This is a genomic window from Butyricimonas synergistica DSM 23225, from assembly GCF_000379665.1.
GTDB lineage: Bacteria > Bacteroidota > Bacteroidia > Bacteroidales > Marinifilaceae > Butyricimonas > Butyricimonas synergistica.
Genome location: NZ_KB903360.1, coordinates 649,966 through 672,192 on the forward strand (window position 1 = coordinate 649,966; position 22,227 = coordinate 672,192).

General features: G+C 43.1%; 20 protein-coding genes. 16 read left to right on the top strand and 4 right to left on the bottom strand.

All coding sequences use genetic code 11. The features are described from left to right. The 4 genes from A3CY_RS0111060 to A3CY_RS0111075 are packed head-to-tail and all read left to right on the top strand — an operon-like array spanning position 1 to position 3,144. The gene (locus A3CY_RS0111060; protein WP_018337989.1) at positions 1-699 is read left to right on the top strand and encodes a hypothetical protein; all 699 of its coding nucleotides are present in this window, start codon (positions 1-3) and stop codon (positions 697-699) included. Further along, entirely contained in the window at positions 699-1,301 is a 603-nt protein-coding gene (locus A3CY_RS0111065; RefSeq protein WP_018337990.1) for a MotA/TolQ/ExbB proton channel family protein, read from the top strand. Before A3CY_RS0111060 ends, A3CY_RS0111065 begins: the two co-directional genes overlap by 1 nt. Next, positions 1,298-1,621 (top strand): DUF2149 domain-containing protein, encoded by a 324-nt coding sequence (locus A3CY_RS0111070; protein WP_018337991.1) that lies wholly within the window; start codon positions 1,298-1,300, stop codon positions 1,619-1,621. The genes A3CY_RS0111065 and A3CY_RS0111070 overlap by 4 nt, the downstream gene beginning before the upstream one ends. A 53-nt stretch (positions 1,622-1,674) precedes the next feature. Then, a complete protein-coding gene (locus tag A3CY_RS0111075) occupies positions 1,675-3,144 on the top strand; it encodes a sodium:solute symporter (RefSeq protein ID WP_018337992.1) in 1,470 nt (489 codons plus the stop codon). Here A3CY_RS0111075 and A3CY_RS0111080 read toward each other — a convergent pair. Further along, positions 3,108-3,971 (bottom strand): VIT1/CCC1 transporter family protein, encoded by an 864-nt coding sequence (locus A3CY_RS0111080; protein WP_018337993.1) that lies wholly within the window; start codon positions 3,969-3,971, stop codon positions 3,108-3,110. The genes A3CY_RS0111075 and A3CY_RS0111080 overlap by 37 nt on opposite strands. A 384-nt stretch (positions 3,972-4,355) precedes the next feature. On the opposite strand from A3CY_RS0111080, the gene A3CY_RS0111085 reads away from it, so the two are divergent. The 7 genes from A3CY_RS0111085 (at position 4,356) to A3CY_RS0111115 (ending at position 14,165) form a co-directional block, all read left to right on the top strand. After that, positions 4,356-5,558 (top strand): hypothetical protein, encoded by a 1,203-nt coding sequence (locus A3CY_RS0111085; protein WP_018337994.1) that lies wholly within the window; start codon positions 4,356-4,358, stop codon positions 5,556-5,558. A gap of 69 nt (positions 5,559-5,627) precedes the next feature. After that, the gene (locus A3CY_RS0111090) at positions 5,628-6,491 is read left to right on the top strand and encodes a FimB/Mfa2 family fimbrial subunit (protein WP_018337995.1); all 864 of its coding nucleotides are present in this window, start codon (positions 5,628-5,630) and stop codon (positions 6,489-6,491) included. 10 nt (positions 6,492-6,501) lie between these two features. Continuing rightward, complete coding sequence (locus tag A3CY_RS0111095; RefSeq protein ID WP_018337996.1) at positions 6,502-7,947, top strand: FimB/Mfa2 family fimbrial subunit; 1,446 nt, start codon at positions 6,502-6,504, stop codon at positions 7,945-7,947. 12 nt (positions 7,948-7,959) lie between these two features. Further along, positions 7,960-9,927: a fimbrial tip adhesin FimD gene (fimD, locus tag A3CY_RS0111100; RefSeq protein ID WP_026207570.1), complete on the top strand. Its 1,968-nt coding sequence runs from the start codon at positions 7,960-7,962 to the stop codon at positions 9,925-9,927. A gap of 18 nt (positions 9,928-9,945) precedes the next feature. Beyond that, positions 9,946-12,102, top strand: coding sequence for a hypothetical protein (locus A3CY_RS0111105; protein WP_018337998.1), 2,157 nt, complete (start codon positions 9,946-9,948; stop codon positions 12,100-12,102). A gap of 7 nt (positions 12,103-12,109) precedes the next feature. Beyond that, positions 12,110-12,691, top strand: a complete 582-nt coding sequence (locus tag A3CY_RS0111110; protein WP_018337999.1) for a DUF3575 domain-containing protein — start codon at positions 12,110-12,112, stop codon at positions 12,689-12,691. A gap of 13 nt (positions 12,692-12,704) precedes the next feature. Then, positions 12,705-14,165: a DUF3868 domain-containing protein gene (locus A3CY_RS0111115; RefSeq protein WP_018338000.1), complete on the top strand. Its 1,461-nt coding sequence runs from the start codon at positions 12,705-12,707 to the stop codon at positions 14,163-14,165. A gap of 430 nt (positions 14,166-14,595) precedes the next feature. Here the strand turns inward: A3CY_RS0111115 and A3CY_RS0111120 are convergent, their stop codons facing one another. Together A3CY_RS0111120 and A3CY_RS0111125 are read right to left on the bottom strand one after the other, a co-directional pair. Beyond that, positions 14,596-15,315: a pirin family protein gene (locus A3CY_RS0111120; protein ID WP_018338001.1), complete on the bottom strand. Its 720-nt coding sequence runs from the start codon at positions 15,313-15,315 to the stop codon at positions 14,596-14,598. A 113-nt stretch (positions 15,316-15,428) separates the two neighbouring features. Then, positions 15,429-16,367 (bottom strand): ribose-phosphate pyrophosphokinase, encoded by a 939-nt coding sequence (locus A3CY_RS0111125; RefSeq protein WP_018338002.1) that lies wholly within the window; start codon positions 16,365-16,367, stop codon positions 15,429-15,431. A 200-nt stretch (positions 16,368-16,567) separates the two neighbouring features. Here A3CY_RS0111125 and A3CY_RS0111130 point away from each other — a divergent pair, with 200 nt between their 5' ends. Together A3CY_RS0111130 and A3CY_RS0111135 are read left to right on the top strand one after the other, a co-directional pair. Continuing rightward, positions 16,568-17,941: a dipeptidase gene (locus A3CY_RS0111130; protein ID WP_018338003.1), complete on the top strand. Its 1,374-nt coding sequence runs from the start codon at positions 16,568-16,570 to the stop codon at positions 17,939-17,941. 133 nt (positions 17,942-18,074) lie between these two features. Next, positions 18,075-18,728: a porin family protein gene (locus A3CY_RS0111135; protein ID WP_018338004.1), complete on the top strand. Its 654-nt coding sequence runs from the start codon at positions 18,075-18,077 to the stop codon at positions 18,726-18,728. A gap of 20 nt (positions 18,729-18,748) precedes the next feature. Here the strand turns inward: A3CY_RS0111135 and A3CY_RS0111140 are convergent, their stop codons facing one another. Next, on the bottom strand, positions 18,749-19,663 hold the full coding sequence (locus A3CY_RS0111140; protein WP_018338005.1) for a helix-turn-helix transcriptional regulator: 915 nt from the start codon (positions 19,661-19,663) through the stop codon (positions 18,749-18,751). Positions 19,664-20,103: 440 nt separating this feature from the next. On the opposite strand from A3CY_RS0111140, the gene A3CY_RS0111145 reads away from it, so the two are divergent. From A3CY_RS0111145 to A3CY_RS0111155, 3 genes are all read left to right on the top strand, one after another. After that, positions 20,104-20,826 (top strand): hypothetical protein, encoded by a 723-nt coding sequence (locus tag A3CY_RS0111145; protein ID WP_018338006.1) that lies wholly within the window; start codon positions 20,104-20,106, stop codon positions 20,824-20,826. 70 nt (positions 20,827-20,896) lie between these two features. Further along, positions 20,897-21,913: a tetratricopeptide repeat protein gene (locus A3CY_RS0111150; RefSeq protein WP_018338007.1), complete on the top strand. Its 1,017-nt coding sequence runs from the start codon at positions 20,897-20,899 to the stop codon at positions 21,911-21,913. A gap of 88 nt (positions 21,914-22,001) precedes the next feature. Beyond that, positions 22,002-22,199, top strand: coding sequence for a hypothetical protein (locus tag A3CY_RS0111155; protein ID WP_018338008.1), 198 nt, complete (start codon positions 22,002-22,004; stop codon positions 22,197-22,199). The last annotated feature ends 28 nt before the right edge of the window (positions 22,200-22,227 follow it).

The following is a 22,227-nucleotide window of genomic DNA, read 5'->3' on the forward strand; positions in this document are numbered from 1 at the left end:
ATGGATACGATTGTTTGGATTCTGATTTTATTGACGGCATTTAATTTTTTGTTGAAACAGACTTTTTGGAAGCCGGTAGCGATGTGTGTCGCTACCGGTATAGCCGCCGTTTTCGTGTTGCTGACGTGGCATTACGCTATCGAACAGTCGAAGACGCAGATCGCGGATTGGTTGTCCAATAACCAGTTGATGCTGGATACGTCTGTGATTTTAACGATCGAGTTGTCTTTGCAGATGGCTTTTTGCCTGTTGTCGGTTCACGTGGCGAATTTCTCCCCGGTGAAAAGGCGTATGATGTGGGCTTACCGGGTGTTGTACTGGTTCCCGGGGGTGTTGATTCTGCCGGTTTTGTTTTTTGGGTTGACGCAGGCGGTATTTACTTTTCCGGGGGTATCGTTCGAGTTGATAGCCTGGTTGTTTGCCGCCTTTGTCGCGGTGGTTATTCCATTGGGACGCTGGTTGGTCAAATGGTTGTTGCCGGAGGCGGAGTTGCGGCTGGAATTGTTTTTCCTGACCAATGCTTTGGCGGCTGTTCTGGGGATTATTGCTACCGTGAACGGGCGTACTGCCGTGGACGGGACGACACGGGTGGACTGGTCGGCATTGTCCGGGTGCGTCGGATTTTTCGTGGCGGGAGCTGTCGTGGGATGGATGGTGTATGTAATGAAAAGAAAACTAACTTTTAAATTGAGAAGATAATGAATGCGATTTCTGATATTATGTTTTGGATTTCAACAGGGTTGTTGGTGCCTGTTATCGTGTTGTTGATTTTGTTGTTTTTCCGCTCACTCCTGCTGGTGGGGAGTTTTTTCGGGCAATATGTTTCTATTCGTAAGACGGACAAGCTGATCCGGGAGCAAATGGAAACGTTGCACGTGGATAATATTGATAGTTTCGGGACGAAGTTGCCGGAAAAGAGCAGTTCTTTGGTGGTGATGTTTATGAAACGGATACTGGCGGAGCAGGGGAACAGGGCTCAGGTGCAGCGGTTGCTGGCTAATTTCGAGATTGCTGCCGACAAGGATTTGGCGACTTCCAAGACGTTGACGAAGTTGGGTCCTATCCTGGGGTTGATGGGAACTTTGATCCCGATGGGTCCGGCGCTGGTAGGGTTGTCGACGGGGGATATTGCCTCTATGGCTTACAATATGCAGGTGGCTTTTGCCACGACGGTGATCGGGTTGGTGGCAGGTGCGATCGGTTTTCTGACGCAACAGGTGAAGCAACGTTGGTATTTGCAGGACATGACGAATTTGGAGTGCCTGGTAGAGGTGTTGAATGAAAAAAACGAGAGGAAATGAAACGGAATTTGTTGAAAAAGGAAGAGGATAATGACCCGATCAGCGCGGTGTCGAATCTTTTCGACGTGGCGATGGTGTTTGCCGTGGCATTGATGGTGGCGCTGGTGACGCGGTATGACATGACGGAGATGCTTTCGACGGAGGATTTCACGATGGTGAAGAATCCGGGGAAGGAGAATATGGAGATTATCACGAAAGAGGGAGAAAAGATCAATCGTTATACACCGTCGGAAAATCAGGAGCAATCGGGGAAGAGGGGAAAGAAAGTGGGTATTGCTTATGAACTTGAGAATGGCGAAATTATTTATGTTCCGGAATAGAAACGGAGCGTAAAGTATGCTATATTTGTCGTGGATTTTAAAAACAAGTGTCTGTGTCCACGAGTGTAGTTTTAACGGTATTGCTGGCTTATTTCCTGTTGTTGATCCTGGTTGGCTTCGTGACAACCAGGAAAGCGAATAGTGAAATGTTTTTTACCGCGAACCGGAATTCGCCCTGGTATCTGGTGGCTTTCGGGATGATCGGTACTACGCTTTCCGGGGTGACTTTTATATCCATCCCCGGGGAGGTCGGCAATACTCACTGGACGTATTTGGCGCTGGTGGCGGGGAATTGCGTGGGGTATATCGTGATCGCACTGGTGCTTTTGCCGTTGTATTACAAGCAGAATCTGGTTTCCATTTATTCATGGCTGGGCTCCCGTTTCGGGGAGAAAGCCCGGTTGACGGGGTCTTTTTTCTTTATCGTGTCGCAGTTGGTGGGGGCTTCGTTCCGCTTGTTTTTGGTGGTGGGCGTGTTGCAGTTGGCTTTTTTTGATGCCGTGGGGGTTCCTTTTCCCGTGACGGTGATTGTCACGATTGCTTTCGTGTGGATTTATACCGTGCGGGGAGGTATCAAGACGATCGTGTGGACGGATGCTTTGCAGACGGTATGTATCCTGATATCCGTGGGGCTGACGATTGCCGTGGTGAATGAAGCGTTGGATCTCAATTTTTCTTCGGCAGTGGCGGCGGTGAAGGAGAGCCCTCTCTCCCGGATGTTCGATTTTGACTGGCGTTCCGGGCAAAACACGGTAAAACAGTTCTTGGCGGGAATTGCGATAACCGTGAGCTTGAACGGTCTGGATCAGAATATGATGCAGAAGAACTTGACTTGCCGTTCGCTGCGGGATTGCAAGACGAATATGTTTACTTTTTCGTTTTTCTTTCTGGTGACCAATGTGCTGTTTCTTATGCTGGGGGCTTTGTTGTATATATATGCCGAACGGGAAGGTATCGTGTTGCCCGGGAAGTCGGATGACGTGTTCCCGTTTCTGTCGTTGAATTATTTTGGAACGACGGTGGGGATATTCTTTTTGCTGGGGATCACGGCGGCGGCTTATTCATCTGTCGATTCTTCGTTGACCTCGCTGACGACTTCTTTTTGCATCGACTTTTTGAAGGTAGATCCCCGGAATAAGCGGGATAAGCGGAAACGCATGGGGGTGCATTTGGTGTTCTCTTTGTTGATGGTTTTTGTCGTGGTGCTTTTCCGGGAGTTGAATAATTCCAGTGTGATTTCGGCTCTTTTTAAAGCCGTGGGGTACACGTATGGTCCGTTGCTGGGGCTTTTTACTTTTGGTCTGACGACCCGTTACCAAGTGCGGGAGAAATATATTCCTCTCGTGTGCTTGCTTTCCCCGGTGGTGGCATACGTGATTAATTGTTATTCGGAGGAACTTCTTTTCGGTTACAGGTTCGGTTTCGAGATTCTGTTGTTTAACGGGGCGCTTTGCTATCTCGGGTTATTGTTTATCCGGGAAAGACGTCATAAGTCAATTCCGGTGAATACCCGCAAGGCGTAACCGATGCCAAAGCTGATTGCCGCGATACCGATGCTGATAGTCACCATTTCAAGGAATCGTTTTTTGAAGCTTTCGTTTTTCACGATGGAGTAGTAGTAATTGAATGTGGCAATGATCGTGACAGCCCCGCCGAGGCAGACTACTAAAGCCCAGTACGGGTTGGACATCAAAACAAAAGGCATGATGAGGACGACAACCGTGATGATGTAAGCGATCCCGGTGTACACGGCTGCTTTTATGGCGTTCTTCCCGTCATTGTCTGTTCGGGAGGAAAGGTATTCGGAGGCTGCCATGGAGAGAGCGGCGGCGATACCCGTGATACTTCCGATTAGCGCAATCAGTTTGGGATTTTGTAGGGCGAAGGTGTATCCCGCTAGGGCTCCCGTGAACTCAACCAAGGCATCGTTGAGTCCTAATACGACGGCTCCCATGTAACTTAGCCCTTCTTCGTCGATCAGGGCGATGAGTTTGTTCTCGTGTTTTTCTTCCTCGTCCGCCATGGTTTGCAGGTCTTTCTCGTTCGTCCATTTGCGGTAAGAACCCTGCGCATGGACTTCTCCCTTTTCCATTAGTTTTATCCCGAACGTGAGTCCGAAGAGTCGGGCGACCAAGATGTAAAATATGATTTTCCAGTGCTTGGGGGATGGCGTTTTTCCCGTGTGTTTCTTAAGTATATGATAGTGTTTGAGTTCTTCGGCGGATAACTCTTTCAGAACTTCACTGTTGTGAGAATCCTTTTGAATGTTTGCTAATCGGCGGTATATGTTACTTTCTGTGATCTCATTTGCTTGAAAAGCAGTGAGTTGTTTTATATCTTCCGGTGTCATTTGTATTATCTCCCTAATTTATTTTTTCTTTACGGGATGGACTTTTTTTGGTTTGCAAAACTACAATACTTTTTTCAATACTTTGCTGTTATTGTGTAAGTTAAAAAAGGGGTTGAATTCTTTCTATCCCGATAGGAAATGTAAGATTAAATAACGTATTGACCTGATTTCGCGTTGATTATTGCTAAGGTTAACCATGTAATTTAAAATCATTCTAATAAATCGTACAAAAATATAACCTATTTTAATTTGTGTCGTACAAGCCCTATAATAAAGGAATCTTGAAGATTGAAGTGTTGCCATCTCTTTGCTAAAGAAGTGGTTGTAGACGTTTTAATCTCTTTTTTTCCACAATAAATATTTGTAACACAAAATTTTAAAATTATGAAAATAGGTTATTATTTTTTTGTTTTTCTGGCAAGCGCAGTTTTTTTGGCTTGTAGTGACAATGGAAACTATAATGATTTGGAGAGTGATTCGGTATCTGTATCTGTTTCTTTAAAAGGGTTATCGGCATCCCGGGCTACGGGTCCAACGGATGTTTACACGAAGGATACAAAGAATGTTGAGAGTGTTTGTATTAATATCACGGATGTCAACGGCAAAATTATCGTTTATCGACAAATAAGTAAAAGTACGGCATTGAATTCCGATTGGGTGGCTCTCACGGAGTCCGGTGATGGATTGAAATTTATTAATGTTCCCAAATCTGTTTCAAAAGTGTACGTGTATGGTAATCCCGGAGAGGACGTGGTGGATAACGTGATCTCGACAGATATCAAAAAGCAACAGGGGTCGGGCGTGATCTATTACGGGGTGGATGAGGATTTGACTCCTATCCAAAACGAGCCGATTGATCCGAATCCTACTTCCGGGCAGACTTACACGGCGGACGTGAGTATCGTGCCGATCGTAGCCCGGATGCAAATTAAGAGTATATCTTTCGAGAATACGGGAAGTTTTAAATTCAGCCGGGAGATAAATGGTGTCGCTGAAGAAGCTACGGTTTCTTGGACAGGATTTTCGGCTGTTTTGAAAGGTATTTACTTTAATAATTTCTATTTCAAGTATAATAAACCGGGCATTTTGGATGATCTGTACCAAAATACGACATTCCAATCTCATATAACGGACGGGATGTGGCTTTTTGACAGGACATCGACAATGGACGCCTCGGATTATGCAAGTTACGTGAATTATGCCAATGGAGTTTACAACGATCTTCCCTTGCAGGAAGCGGATAAGTGTTATGCTTTTAATTTCTTCCCCGGGACAGCCATGCCGACAATACATTTGGACCTTGACCAAATTAACGTGACTGGTATGACTTCGACAAATACAGCCGTGTTTAACCCGGATTTGGTTAAGAACGCGAGGTTCGCGAATATCGTGAAGTTCTACAAGGATATTGACACGGAAATGACACCCGCGGATTTTAAGCCGGGAACAATTTATAATATGGATATTAAGGTAGTTCCTATGCTTGATAATGATTTAAGTAATATTCAGTATAATATATTGATTCACGTGACAATCGAGCCATGGGTAGAGGAAACAATTATTCCGGATTTCGATTTCGTTCAGTAAGTATGTTTATGGAAGAGACAGGGTACTTTGTGATCTTGTCTTCTTGCATGGAAATCAATATATGGAAAGATGAAATATATAAAAATAATTTTGGGTTTGTTCCTGCTCATTCTTTCCTCCTCGTGTATAAAGGAAGATCTGGATGATTGCGGTATATATCTTTACTTTAGTTATTTGGGTGATTTCAACAAAGAAATATTCCCGGAGAAGATCGAAAGAGTGAACTTGTACGTGTATGATGAATCTGGGGTGTTGGTGAAAACAAGCGTTTTTGATCGGGATCAGCTTCGGCTTTCCCAGGGGACAATGTTGGATTTGCCAAACGGGAATTATCATTTGGTTTGCTGGGGTAATGCCCACGAGACGACTCGGATAAATAACGGGGAATCGTTAGCAGCCGGAATAGTTGCCGCTCCCCATTATTTTACCAGGGAACTGATAACGACGAATGATAGCCTGTATTTCGGGGAGAGAGAGATAGCCATACACGGGGATGAATGGGAACGGGATACCGTTTATTTTAATAGTTCTCATATAAAGATGCGGGTGGAAATTGTCGGGTTGGAGCATGAAACGAAGATGCCCTTGCAGATTGAAGTCGGGAATTTGAGCCCGACCGTGGATTTCGCTAGAAATTTCTCGCGAGAGAAGGAACATTATTACCCCGCTGCCCAAGCTCAATCCGGAACGGGGAGTTTTATGGCTGATTTTAATGTCTTGCGTTTTAATGATGATAACGATGTGTATGTCAATTTGTATAATAACGAGACAAATCAGTTGATATATAATCTGGACCTGAAAGATTTCATGCAACGAAATCAGATTACGGTAGATGGTATTAACGAGGCTTTCGTGGGCATCCGATTTAGAGTGAATGGTTTGAGCGTTACGGTAACCCCTTGGGAGGAGGAGAGCATAAAACCCGGTATGTAATTGAGGAATTATGATGCAAAATAATAATATACGAACTGGTCTATTGTCACTTTTTTTCGTCATGTTGTTTGTGGCGTGTGGAAAGAACGAGGGCGACGTGGTGATGCCAGATAAAGATGCCCGATTGTCTTTGGCTTTCAGGGCAGAATTGGCGGCAGACGGTTTGGCGAAAGGCAATGATAGCGAATTTTCGAGTCTGGCGATATATATTTTTGACAAACAGAATGGGGATTGCGAGTATTCAGAGTTCCTGCCGGATATTACCCCGGAAGCAATAAAAGAATATCGGCAGGTTGTGGCTGTAACTTCACGGGCGAAGATCGTCTATGCTATCGGCAATTATGTCGGTTCGGATAAGTCCCTTTCTATTTCTTTGGATAAAAACACGACGATGCAGGACTTGGAGGATATGATCGTGACTAATACTACTTTTTCCGGCAGTTCGGTATTCATGGTGGGAAAAAAAGAAATCGTTGTAGATAATCCTTTCGTGGAGGTAGAAGTCCCGATGAAAAGATTGGTAGCACGTTTGGATATTTACGTGTTTAAGAATAATGATTTGAAAGATAGTGACGTGAAGATTGTTTCTGTTGAGTTTGTCAATCAAGTCATGAATAGCCGGTGTAATCTGGAGCGTGAAATGGTGAGTCCAGTGAAGACGCTGCATGAAACTCGTGTGATCACGACAAATACAACTTTGCAGAATATGCCTTCTGATTTGAGCGTGATTATTCCGGAGAATGCACACGCGTCTTTTTATAGTTACCAGAATGTTATATCGCCTTCTGCTGTTGTGGATGATGATATCACCCCTTATTTGCTGGTAACGATAAATATTGACGGGAAGGATTATAAATACAAGGGGTATATCACGGATAACGGGCAGACGACTGATAAATATAGTTTGAACCAAAATACGGTTTATCGTGTTATAGCTATGTTTAAACATCCTGATAACGAGTTGTTCCTGAAGATTATACCGTTGCCTTGGACGGTAGCCGAATCTCAAGTGGGCGGTCAGGTAACAGAGGGGGACTATACATTTGATGCTTACGGGGGAAATGATTCCGGGGCAACGACGGGGAACGTGTATTTCCCTTACGTGTTGAACAACGCTCCCGTGAACGCGACTTCTTACGCCAGTTATAGTTTTAAGTTGACAGCTCCGGCTGGGGCGGTATGGACGGCGACGATAACGAACGGTTTGGAATTCTTTTTTGGCAATACAGGCGTAACCGAGGATGAGATTGCCGTTTCCAGGGGGATTGCCCGGGAGAAAGAGTATCTTATCCGGGTTGGAGCGACCAAGAGTTGGGGCGGCGTGAAAAGGAGTACCTATATGTACATTACTGTCAACGGGAAGAAGTTGAAAATTAATCCTTTGCAAAGTGATAACAAGAGGAAGTTTCCGGGTAATAACGATACGGACATACTGATTACGCAAATGGGTTTTTAATAAGGTAGGATTATGAAAAAAAGTATGATCTATAAAATATTGTTTCTGTTGCTCACGTCATCCGTGGTTTTGTCTTGTTCCCGGGAGGAACTGGTAAATACCGAGGGCGTGCATGACAGAAATATTTCCGTGAGATGTTCATTTAGCAGCAGATCGGTGGCGAGGGCAACGAGTGAAATTGGGAATGATGACCTGAATGAGAACAGAATAAAGACGCTGGATGTGTTTATATACAAAGAGGGTGGTGATGATTGCGTTTTTTACCAGCATATTGTGCCGGACTCCGAGTTGACAGGGGTTGGAGAATATGTTGTTGATTTGGATGCAACTCAGGAAGTGTTCGAATTTAATGCCAATCACGAGACTTATGTTGTAGCGAATTATTCGGGAACAATCCCTAGCGGGGGAATGGCATTGAGCGCATTGAAAGATTTATCCGTCACCGGGTTGAATCCCGACATGAAGCAGGATTATTTCTTGATGGATGGGGTTTCTGCTAAAATGGTGCTGAATGACGGAATCATTGTGAATAAAGAGATTCCTGTATCTTTAAAGCGTGCGGCTTCAAAGATACGGGTTAAGATTAACTACGCGAACGGGTATACAACATACGGAGATTCTCCGATAAGAAAAAAACTTGTACATTATGCGACAAACAGCAGGGTGCTGGAACGTGGCAATTCGTTTACTCCGGATTTGCAAGAGATGGCAGATTTCTCCAGCGTGATGGTCGGGGCTGGTGCGGATGCGGATTTTGTCTTGTATGCTTATGCCAATGACTGGAATGATAACGCGGATAACGAAACTTATATTATTGTAGATATTCCGTTGGCGAAAGGATCTCTTGGATACCCGAATAGTTATTTCCGGATACCGGTGAATTATCGCCTATCAGCCAGTGACGATAGCGAGGCGGTTAAGGAGTTGTACAAATTACAACGGAATTGCCTTTATGATATTTCTGTACAGATAGATACAATAGGCACTCCGACCCCGGAAGGAGCCGTGGAGTTGACGACACGATACACGATTCAAGACTGGACGACGAAAGATGTACTTGTCACCGTGGAAGGAATCGACTTTTTGTACGTGGAGGACACCCGGATCACGATGCCGAACAGCACGAAGTATACGACGACATTTCAATCGTCGACCCCTGTCGCAATAAGCAATATACAAGTGAACGGCAAACCTTCCGACGGAAGCGGGGTGAGCATCGTGTGGACGAAGGATGCGAAATCGGGTAATATAGTGATTAATAGTGAACTCCCGAATAATTTTGTATCCAGGGAATTGACATTCACGGTGACGAATGAATCGGGGATGAAGCAAGACGTTCAGGTGGAACAGTTTCCGGCATTGTATATCGGGTATGATATTTCTGCAGATGCCCCGGGAGGAAGTGAGGGACAAAATAACAACAAGATGTTTATTATAAATTCATTTGTTGCCGATTTCTCGACCTTGCCCGATCCTGACGAGTTTGACGAGGACTTCGGTACCGGGTACACTCATTCCGCCGCAAACCCTGCTTTGGGAGCATCTTACGCCTCTTATATCAGGAATAATGCGGTTTTAGGATACCCGAAGAGGGATAGCAAGGGGAACACGGTAGACACGGAGGAGAATAACAGACGTATTTCTCCCCGGTTTATGCTTGCCTCGCAGCATGGGACAACCACGGCAGACACCTATGTTTTGTCAAGGGATAAATGTGCTTCTTATGTCGAGAGGGATGAAACGACCGGGGAAACTTACTCGGATTGGCGTATGCCCACGTTAGCGGAATTATATATGATCGATATACTTCAGAATATCCGTTTATGTGAGGTGAAGAAGATTCTTGAAGGAGGAGCGTACTGGAGTGCCAGGGAGGAAAAGAACGTGGAGTTTATGGACCCGAGAGTGGGAAGTACTTTGGGGTATTACGGGTTGCGGGCAGCCGTTCGCTGTGTCAGGGATGTCAATGACAACAGGTAGGTGATTAAATTTTTGGTTATGAAAAAGTTAGTATATATATTTTTAGCCGTATCTTTTTCCATTCTCGCTTGTACGGATATGCCGGGAAAGTTAGAAGAACCGGATGGGGACGGTACTTCTTTGAACGTTTCGCTTCATATCCCGGAGTATACCGAGATGCAGTCGAGAAGCGTGTCGTACGAGAACGCTATTAATGATGTTTGGCTGTTCGCCTTTGATGCCAAGGGGTTGTTTTTGGCACGTGTACACGCGACGGATTTGGTAGTGGAAGAAACCGGGGGTATCGGAACGGGGTCTTTTAAGGTGAAGGTTCCGTTTGGAACTAAAATTATCCACTTTATCGCGAATTGTGATGAAATAGCATCTTATGATGACCGGGCGGCATTGCAAAAGGACGAGAGAGAGTTGATTCCGGCATTGTATGGCAATCGAATGGTATTTTGGGGACGCGGGGAATTGGCGAATGGATCGAACGTGGACGTGGTTTTGTATCGAAATCAGGCTAAAGTGACCGTGGAGAATGAAACCACGAATTTTGACGTGACCGGGTATGCTTTATGTAATTACACCACGGTGGGGACCACGGCACCTTTTAATCCCACGGAAACATCTTCTCCTTTCGTTATTTTGGAAAATACCCCGACAATTCCTTTGGTGGAAGGGCAGAAAGTGGATCAGACTGCGGAGAATTGTGATCTTTCCCCTAAATACATGAGTGAAAATTTGAACTTGTTTAACAATCAATGCTACGTGATCGTGAAGGGAAAATTAACCGGGGGTACTTCCGAGAAATATTATAAGATTCAACTTTTAGACGGGGATAAGAAGCCTTATCCTATCGTGCGTAACTATCATTATCGGGTGGTAATCAAATCGTTCAGCGAACAGGCGAATGGTAGTACTTCTTTTGATGATGCGAAAGAGGCGGAGCCGTCCAATAATATCTACGCGGAGATTTTTAAAGATTCGCCGACGATCTCGGATAACCAGAAGAACACGTTGACCGTGGGACAGTTGAACCTGTTGTTTATTCAAGGGGGAACATTGAGCGTATCGGCTCACTACACGAAGAATGACGTCGCTGCTGATGGCGAGATAAATGTTTCTGTTATCGAAGACCTGAATAATATATTGACGAATCTTTCTTATGATAGTAGCACGGGGTTGATCTCGGCTAACGTGGCAAAGGTGGTATCCGGGCAGAACATGGCAACCATTTCCGTGAAAGCAGGGGTGTTGTCGAGGATTATGACGATAACTTCCACGTCTTTGTATAGTTTTCTACCGGCATCCACTTCCCCGGAGTTGTACACGGAAAGGGATCAGGACGTGACGTTGAAATTCACGATTCCGTCTTCTATCCCGAAGTATTTGTTTCCCGTGAAATGCGTGATTTCAACAAATAATCTCTATCCTGTTGCTCCTAACAAGAATATGGAGATTTTGTTCGAGGACGGAACATACAAATACGTGTATTGGGCGGAAGAGCCGGGAGAGAAGAGTTTGAATTTTAAGACGAGCAACGAGGATAACGATGAAACCATAACGATAGAGAATGATTATTTCCACACGGCGAATGTAAAATTGCAATCCCGCTATTTCTCGAACGTATCGATAAATGGGAATAACATTGTGAACTATGGACCGAATAGTACGGCAGTATTTCATTTCACGATACCGGACTTCCCTGATTTTCCCTCGACGTACCCGTTAAAGGTGCATATTTCGACACGGAATCTCAAGACGAGTGATGCCGGATGGACAAAAGTCAGCGACGGGTACGAGCGGGTGTACACTTCTGCCCCGCAAGGAGAACAAACTGTACAATTCTTGTCGAATCAGCCGATAAGTAGCGAGCAAGTGGTGATCTCTGCACCCGGTTTCCGAAGTGCAACAATATATTACGACAATCAACTTGCGGAGGGTGTATGGGCGAGCGGGTATGTCCGGGTAATGGATGTTTACACGGTAGCTCGTTTCCAAGTGACGACCTCAAACCAGAGTATTGTTCCTAATTTCACGACATCGAATACAAGTACTTATACTTTTATGATACAACCCGGGGTGAAAATTTCGGATGTTGTCACGTTTTATATCCGGTCGGGAAGATCGCAGTATTCCGGGTCTTATACCGTAAAACAACTTTTACAGCAGGTTGTACTTAATTTAAAATAAAATAGAGATGAAAAAACGGATTCTTTTATTGAATATGTTGATCTTGTCGATGATGAGTGTCATGGGGCAGGAGAAACACAAGGTTCCTGAAATGCCCGTGCTGGCAGTCAAGACAAATGCGCTTTACTGGGCAACGGTAACCCCGAACTTGGGCGTGGAATTTGCTTTATCGAAGAAGTTCACGATGGATATTTCGGGAAATTACAATCCATGGAAATGGTCGGGTAGCAAGAAGTTCAAGCATTGGTTGGTTCAGCCGGAATTACGATACTGGTCGTGTGATCGCTTTAATGGACATTTCTTCGGGATACACGCTTTTTATGCGCAGTTCAATATGTGCGGAATCAAGATGTTCGATTGGGAACACAAGCGTTACCAGGGAGATTTGTACGGGGGAGGTATTTCCTACGGTTATCACTGGATATTGGGTAAACGTTGGAGTTTGGAGGGAACGCTCGATGTCGGGTATGCCCATATCACGTATGACAAGTACAGGTGTGAGAAATGCGGACCCAAGTTGAAAGAAGGCAGGCGAAATTATGTGGGTCCGACAAAGATAGGGATCAATTTGATTTACATCATCAAATAATAATATCACGGTTATGAAAAAGAATAAACTATATAAAATATTTGTAGCCTGTTTGTTATCGGTGGCGAGTATCCCGCTGATGGCGCAACAACAGATATACAAAGGGGAGATCGGGATTACCTCGGTCGAATTGAGGCGACAGGATAATATGTTGTATATAAATATGCAGTTGGATATGACTCGCTTGCAGGTAGACCGGGAACGGGCATTGACGTTAACGCCGGTTTTGTCGGAAGGAGTTCATCGGGTGGAATTACCTTTTATCCTGATTAATGGAACGATGAAGCATAAAGCATATGTTCGGGCAATGGCAATAGACCGGGATTTGTCGGGTACGGAACAACCGTATGGAGTGCTTCGGGCAGGGCGGGATACGAAGGATATACTTGATTATTCGGTTGTTTTGCCTTACGAAGTATGGATGAGTGACGCGGATTTTGTGGTTGTGGAAGATTTATGTGGTTGTGGCGGACACGTTCAGGAAGTCAACGAAGAGTCGATATTACTTCCGCTTCCGTATGAAATGCAACCGATCGTGATTTGCGCGCAACCCCGGGAGGAGTTGGTCAAATTGCGGAGCGAACGGCAAGAAGTACAACTTGATTTTCCCGTGGGAAAAATAAAAATTCTTCCCGACTACATGAACAACCGGAAGGAATTGTCCAAGATAGAAATTTTTCTCGACGAGATTCGGACGGACAAAAATATAGAAGTGACACGTGTTGATATCACGGGGTACGCCTCGCCTGAGGGCACACGGGAGCATAACGAATGGTTGGCTTGCGAACGAGCCAAAGCCTTGAAAGGACGGCTTATGGCGCAAAATCTTTTCCCATCGGATGTTTATCGCGTGAAAAACGGGGAGGAGAATTGGGATGGATTGTTGAAGTTGTTGAGAAGTTCAACAATAGAAGGCAAGGAAGAGATCATGGCTTTGATAAAAAACACGAAAGATATTAATGCCCGGAAAAATGAATTGAGGAATTTTGATAATGGAAAGCCTTATCGTCAAATGTTAGTCGATCTTTACCCGAAGCTTCGGAAGGTGGAGTGCTTTGTTTCTTTCCACGTGCGGAATTTGAGTGTAGAGGAAGGGAAAGAGATGCTTGAAACGAATCCGCGGTACTTGAGTCTGGACGAGATGTATCGGATTGCTAATTCTTATCCGGCAGATAGTGAGGAATTCCGGAGGGTTTTTGAAATAGCAGTCCGTACCTATCCGGATGATCCGATAGCCAATCTGAATGCTGCTGCCATGGCATTATCCCAAAAAGATACGCTTCAGGCAAAAATGTATTTAGATAAAGCGGATAAAAATGCGCCTGAATACGGAAATAATCTAGGTGTATATTATATGCTTACCGGAGAATTGGATAAGGCGAAAGATGAATTGACCCAAGCATTGCAAAAGGGGGTGAGTGTAGCTCAGGATAATTTGGTTGAGATTGAAAAGAGGTTGAAAACAATTCGATAATCTTGATTATGATATAAAGAAGAAGGTATCCCGTGTGAATGGATACCTTCTTTTTCATTAGCTATTGAAGAACCGAAGAGAATCCGAAGAAAATCCAAGGCAATTATCTCTCACTGTCGTGTTGCGGGTGTTCCCGCTCCTATGTTTCTATATAAAAGATTATAGGATGTCTACGGCGGAAACGGAGATACAACAGTAGTGTGGTATGATTAGGGTTAATCTTCTTTGGGTTTACAGTGGGTTCTCTGTATGTCTTGTATATTGGAAGTCTGGAGTATTTGTAACGAAGGAGGTTTCTTTGGCTCGAGAAAAAACAGGCGGTAACAATGAATCGTGAGAGTCAGCAGGGGTATAGTCATCGTGAGAGATAGAAAATCAAAGTAGGAGCAAACTACTTTAATTTTCTCCTACTTGATGATGTGTTTATATATTAATGGTAGGGTGGAACTTCAATGAATAGTACTCTTGATTTTTCGGTGGCTCTAAATTCAACTTCTTCCGTGTCGTACACGCCGACTCCGTCCCGGCGTTTGAGTTCCAAGTCTTTTATCGTGATCCCCCCCTCGATGATGAAGATATAAACACCCAGGCTATCTTTTGATTTCATTTTGTAGCTTTGAAGCACGTTTTTATCCAGATCACCAATGGAGAACCAGGCTTGCTGGTAAATCCATAATCCTTTGCCGTTTCCGGGGTAAGGGGATACAATCTCACTGATTTCGTTACGTTGCACGAGATCGGAAATCACGGCATTCTCGTAACGGGGCGGGACATTCTTTTTGTTCGGGAATACCCATATCTGCAAAAATTCGGTAGGACGGTCGTCATTCCGGTTATATTCACTATGCATGATGCCTGTTCCGGCACTCATGACTTGGATTTCACCTTCCTGGATAGTATCCTTATGCCCGAGACTATCTTGGTGTTCCAGGTCGCCTTTTAGCGGAATGGAGATTACTTCCATGTTCTGGTGCGGGTGTAAGTCGAATCCCGTGCCTCCGTCGATTCGGTCATCATTGAGAACCCGTAAGGCACCGAAATTAATACGTTGCGGGTTGTAGTAGTCCGCGAAACTGAATGTATGATGGGTCTTTAGCCACCCGTGGTCGAAGAATCCCCGGCTCTCTGCTTTATGTAATATTGTTTTCATAACCTTTCATTTTTGATATATAAATGTTATACGAGAGATTTTAAGAAAGGTTATAAAAATAAAAATGGCGCATGATTTTCGTGCGCCATTTTATATTATCTTATGCAATAAAATTACATGAGGAAGTGATCGCTGATTGATTTGTGCTCGTAGATGTTGCGAATGGTATCGGCGAACATTGGGGCAACGGGTAACACCTTGATTTTTGAGCATTCTTGTTTTTGCGGAATGGAATCCGTGAAGATTACTTCCGTTAGTTTTGATTTCTCGATGTTCTCGTATGCTTTTCCTGAAAGTACGGCATGGGTGGCGACTGCACGCACGCTGGCAGCTCCTCTTTCGGCAAGCATGTCGGCAGCCTTACAGATTGTACCCGCGGTGTCGATCATGTCATCCACGATGATGATGTTTTTGCCTTCAACGTCCCCGATTACTTTCATGTCGGCAACTTCGTTGGCTCTGATGCGGGTTTTGTGACAGATGATCAAGCCTGAATCGAAGTATTTTGCCCATGAATTAGCTCGTTTGGCACCGCCGATGTCAGGAGAGGCTATGGCGAAATCTCTTAATCCTAATGATTTGATGTAAGGGATTAATATCGTGGAGCCGTAAAGGTGGTCTACCGGGACATCGAAGAATCCTTGAATCTGGTCGGCGTGCAAGTCCATCGTGATGATACGGTCTACACCGGCAGCTTGCAACATGTTAGCAACAAGTTTAGCCCCGATAGCAACACGCGGTTTGTCTTTCCGGTCTTGACGGGCGAACCCAAAGTAAGGGATTACAGCAATTACCTTGTAAGCAGATGCTCTTTTGGCAGCATCGATCATCAGGAGTAATTCCATGAGGTTATCACTGGGCGGGAAGGTGGATTGCACGATAAACACATGTTCCCCTCTCACCGTTTCGTCGAAAGAGGTGACGAATTCTCCGTCACTAAATCTCGTAAACGTTTTTTTACCGAGTTCAAGCCCTAGAGAACTAGCGATGCTTGCAGCGATGTAATGGCTGTTTTCTCCGGCAAAAACTTTAATTTCGGGCAAATTTGACATATCTAATTGATTAGTTGAAACACCCCGCAAAAGTAGGAAATTAATCTTAGATAGAGAATTGAATATTGAAAAATATTTAATGGAAATGTAACAGGTGGCGGGCGATTTTGTGCCGATGGTTTGATCCGTTCGTTTGAAAGTATTATATTTACACGGCGAAAGAGTGTTTATTATTTATTAATCAATATATATTCAAGTAAATGGAACAAATCAAAAAGTACGTGGAAGAGAATAAGGAACGTTTCTTGAACGAGTTGTTCGAGTTGATCCGTATTCCTTCAATTTCTTCATTGTCAGAGCACAAACCGGATATGTATCGTTGCGCCGAGCAATGGACCAAGATCATGTTAGCCGCCGGGGCAGATCGAGCTGAAGTGTATGAAACAGATGGAAATCCTGTGGCATACGGGGAAAAGATCATTGATCCCGCTCTCCCGACGGTATTGGTTTACGGGCATATGGACGTGATGCCGGTTGACCCGATCGACTTGTGGAACACGAAGCCTTTTGAGCCGGTTGTGAAAGACGGTAAGATCTGGGCTCGTGGTGCTGACGATGATAAAGGACAAGCTTTCATGCACGCCAAGGCTTTCGAGTATCTTGTGAAGTCCGGGAAGTTGAATTGCAATGTGAAGTTTATGATCGAGGGGGAGGAAGAGATCGGTTCTCCGAATTTGCCGAAGTTCTGCAAGGAACATAAAGATATGTTGAAGGCTGACGTGATCTTGGTTTCCGATACCAGCATGATTGCGCCGGATGTGCCTTCTATCACGACAGGATTGAGAGGTTTGGCGTATTGGCAGGTGGAAGTGACCGGACCGAACGCTGATTTGCATTCCGGTATTTTCGGTGGAGCGGTGGCAAATCCGATTAACGTGTTGTGCAAGATGATTGCCGAAATGCAGGACGAGAAGGGGCATATCACGATCCCCGGTTTTTATGATGACGTGTTAGAAGTGACTGCCGAAGAACGTGCGAAAATGGCGAAAGCTCCTTTCAACTTGGAAAATTACAAGAAGTCGTTGGATATTAAAGAGGTGAAAGGCGAAGAAGGATTCACCACGAACGAGCGCACGGGTATTCGTCCGACGTTTGACGTTTGTGGAATCTGGGGCGGTTACACCGGAGAAGGTGCAAAAACCGTGTTGCCCTCGAAGGCGTATGCCAAGATCAGCTGTCGCCTGGTTCCGAACCAGAAACACGAGAAGATCGCTAAATTATTTAAAGAATACTTCGAGTCTATCGCTCCCGATTACGTGAAAGTGAAAGTAGATTACTTGCACGGGGGACCTTCTTACGTGTGCCCGATTGATCTTCCGGCTTACAAGGCTGCAGAAAAAGCATACGAGGAAGTGTATGGTAAACAACCCGTTCCGGTACGTTCCGGTGGAAGTATTCCAATCATTGCCACTTTCGAGGAAGTGTTGGGTATCAAATCCGTGTTGATGGGCTTCGGGTTAGGTGCTGACGCTATCCATTCGCCGAACGAGAATTACCCGTTGGAACAATTCTTCAATGGAATCACGACGATCCCGTTGTTCTACAAGTATTTCGGGGAGATTATGAAGAAATAAGAAATAGCCTGAAATTAGGTGTGAACCGTCCGAATTTTGTCGGACGGTTTTTTTAATTATAAAAATGGTATTTCAATATTTTGAAAAGAATCTTTAATAACGTATATTTATAGCAATAAAAATATTGTCGTGTATGTTTAAGAAAATGTTATTGTTAGCGGTGTTCTGTGTAGGAGGGATGGCATCCCTTAAGGCGCAGCAAAATTGGGGTATCCGGGGTGGATTGAATATGTCCACGCTTGATATGACGGAAGCTGTTTTCGTGGGAGGAAACAGCAACAAGTACAAAGAGGGCTTCCGGATTGGGTTTGTCGGGAACGTGGAGAACAAGAGAATGTTTTCGATACAGCCGGGATTGTATCTTTCGATGATTGGATCAAGATTTAAAGGGGAAATAAAAGGGGTGAAGACGACTGAGTCTGACCGATTATTCTATTTTCAGTTGCCGGTGTTGGGAAGCCTTAATTTTAAAATGAAGTCTGCCGGGAAGAAATGGCATCTGTATGCAGGTCCTTATGTGGCTTATTCTATAGGAGGTAAGGCGAAGTTTAAGGAGAAAGGTGCGAACGTGAAGGTGAGCCTGTTCACGGAAGGAGAAGACGGTGAACAGGGTACTCTAAAGAAATTTGATTGGGGGCTTACTTTCGGCACGGGTGTTACTATTAAAAGATTATTCGTGGGATTGTACTACGATTTAGGGATGATCAATATCGCGAACAAGAAGATTCTGGAAGGAGTTACTGCAAAAAATAGAAATTTCTCGTTGAATTTTGGGGTGAATTTTTAGCATTGATTTTGTCTTGTTGGTTAAGAATTGCGTAGTAGGGCTTGTTTGTATATTTCATTAATTCTTTCTTTGAGATTTAGTGGTTGAATAACTCGTAGAGATCGGCTTCTGGAAAGAAGTTCCATGACAAAATCGTTAGTGATGCGTAAGCGGAGGGTAATGGAAAATTCCTCGGAAGTGTCTTTGATGATTTGTTGCGAGTGGTGAAAAGGTTTGGTTTTGATATATTGACCGTCGAGAGAGTCAAATGATAGGGTTATGTTTTCGACGGGGAATTTCTCGTCGTTGATAATCCCGAAAGAATCCCGGAACGAGAGGTCGATGTTGATGTCGTTATTTCTTTTGAAAGTACGTGCGGTTATATTTAAGTTTGAGATGTAGTTTAAGCTGAATGTTTTAAAGATATTCGAACCGGATTCTTTCCCGATTAGATACCAGCGTCCCCGGCATTCTTTTACCGCGTATGGCTCCACTTCACGAGAGGTTATCAATTGTTCTCTAAATTTGTAGTAATTGAAGGTGATAACCCGCTTTTCTTTCATAGCTTGCACGAGAGGGTAAAGATGTTGGGTCCCGGAAGGATGATGGTGTTCCGGGAATACATATCGGGAGAGCCCGTTGTCCGCGTTCAAGGAGTTCAGGATCTCGAAAGATTCTAGAAAACGAGCAATTCCTTCCGGATCGTTCGCCTCGTCGTTATCGGGGATGTAGTATCCTTTCCTCCGGTTATCCCATTCTATGGCAAAACCAAGTTTGTCGCGTATTTCTTTTAAATCCCGTTTCAGGGTACGAGTGGAGAAAGAGGTTGCTTCCGAGTCATGCAGAACGAGTTGTCGTGACACGTGCTGGATTAATTCTTTACTCGAGATGTAAGGATGTTCCTGTACTTTTCGGATGATATACAAGTATCGTCTAGTGTAATCGCTTTTTGCCATAATATGTCGTGTAAATCGGTTTAAAGATAATATTTTTTCGAGCGCGTGCCATACCCTGTCCCTGTTATCGTTTTTCTTTGTCCCGGATTAAAGTTCTTGCAACAACCCACGAACGTTGTTTAATTCGTGATAAAATTGTAAATTTGTTGCATCACTGGCATGAAAATGCCATGTGGTGAACATATTTTATATTGAAGCGTTTTGTTTGATTCTTGGTAAAGAAAGTCTGGTAAATTTTCAAGGTACAGGAACACAAACGAATAACGTTCATGCTTGCCGTATATGTACTTCATATATACCGGTTAAGCGTGGGTTGTTGTTTATTTGTACCAATGGTTTACCAGAGCCACTTTATCGGATAAGCATACAGTTCCCACGCTTTTTTCGTGTATGAATTTTCCGTGTCGGGGACAGGCGGAGGTAATTAAAATAGATAAAGTATGAAGTTACATGAAGCTATCGAGAAAGTTTTGAAAGATGAAAATCACCCGATGACGGCGGCTGAGATTACGGAGAAAATTAAAAGATGTATATATCACAATATTTTGCGAGCAGGGATATTTTTTGTATTTAGTTTTTGGATGTTATCATGTTGTGATTCAGGTGTTCCAAAAATAGAATTAACAAGATTTGAAGATATTAGTACTGAAAGACAAGTATCCATTAGAAAGTCGGTAATGAATTTGTTTAATGAAGGTTATGAACCTGAAGATTTTGTTATTTGGGATAATTGGAATGGAATTTCAATTATTTTTAATGATACACAGAATGTTAGGAAAATACGTGGTGGGGAGAGAACTTATCAGAGAAAGAAAAAAGTAAAAAGGAATTTGGATGAGGTCGCAATCGTTGATTTAAGTACTTCAGAAAAAGTAGAAGAATATGTAAAACAGGGAGTTAATCCGAAAGATTTGTTTTTTGCAAAAGAATATGTGGAGGATCTTTTCCCTGAGTGGGAACCTAAAGATAATCTTGAAAGGTATTACAAAGAACGTGTCGAAAATCAAGAAAAGATAAAATATTTGGCATTAGTAGAAAAATATGAGAAACTCTATGATTCTTATCGACGATCTAAAAGTATTTTGCCTTTATCTATAATAGGTTTTCTTTCTTTGGTGATAATAGGTTTGATAATAAAAGCATTTGTTAATAAAAACAAATGAAAGTGATTACGAAATTTGTAATGAATTTATTGTTTTGGAAGGAGTAAGTACAGTTAAATGATGAATTAATATGAGATTATTGATCGTGATTTTGTTGATTGTTTGTTTCGGGTGTGGAGGAACTAACAAAAGTGCAATAAATAGTAATGTGAAAAGTCGTGTTGAATGGCGTAAACAGGGAGATACTCTTTTTCTTAAGCAAGATACATTAAGAGCTTTGGAATGTTGGCGGGAAGCGGCGTCGTTGAATGATTCTATTGCAAAGTATTATTTGAGTTTGTGCTATATGGAGGGATGTGGGGTGCTGAGAGATTCAAATCAAGCTATAGAATATTGTATTCAATCGGCGAAACAAGGATATCCGGTAGCGCAATTTACACTTGGAAGTTGTTATTTTGAAGGGAAAATGGTGAAGCGTGATAGTAATCAGGCTTATTTTTGGATAAATAAATCAGTTTTAGGTGGATATCGAGAAGGGGAATTTGTATTAGGATGTTTGTTATACAATAGCCAAGGTACGATGCTTAATAAAAAGAGAGGTTTCAATTTAATTGAGAGAGTAGCTTTACGGGGGGATAGGGATGCACAAGTTGTGGTTGGGGATATTTATTATGCAGAACGAAATTTTGAGATGGCTAAAAAATGGTATCAAAAAGCTACATCACAAGGGAATAAAGAAGCAGAGAAAAAATTGAAAGAACGATTCGAGGAAAAGAAGAAAATAGAAAAAGTTTCAGCTAAAATTGTAAAAGAAGTAGAAGAGAAGAAAGTTATAAAGTCGACTAGAGTAAGTTTAGGTAAATGGAAAGATACTTATATGGCGAGTGTTGGTGGTGGTGTATTTTGGATAGAAATCTATAAAGAAGGTACGGTCTATAAAATGAAAAAGACAGATGTTTATGGCGATTTTAGAATACAGTCTTTGAAATATTCAATGTGGCGAGGGATGAAGAAATTTGTTTATAATGACGAAATGAGAGAATACATTTTACTTAGAGAAGATGGGTCATTAACTTTTTGTGATGAATTAGGACCTATTTATAAAATCACGAAAGCTGGTCGATTGATTTTATATACCGTGCAATAATGAAAGTCATTTCAAAGGCGTTAGAAATAATTTTTATTCTTTTTTCAGGGAGAATAAGAAGTGATTTTTTAATTTGAAATTAATAAAAATGATTGTAATATTGATTATTATTGGGGTAGTAATTGGTGGGCTTATCCTAAAAGGTTTGGAGTTTAAAGCCATGACAATGACTCCGGAAGAGATTGAATGTAAGAAGCAAAAAGTGCAGAATGCGCTAAATGGATGTTTTGCTTTAATTGTATTTTTGATATTGATTTCTGGGATTATAGCCTTAATATTTGATTGATCTCAACGTGATTTTAACTTTTTGAATG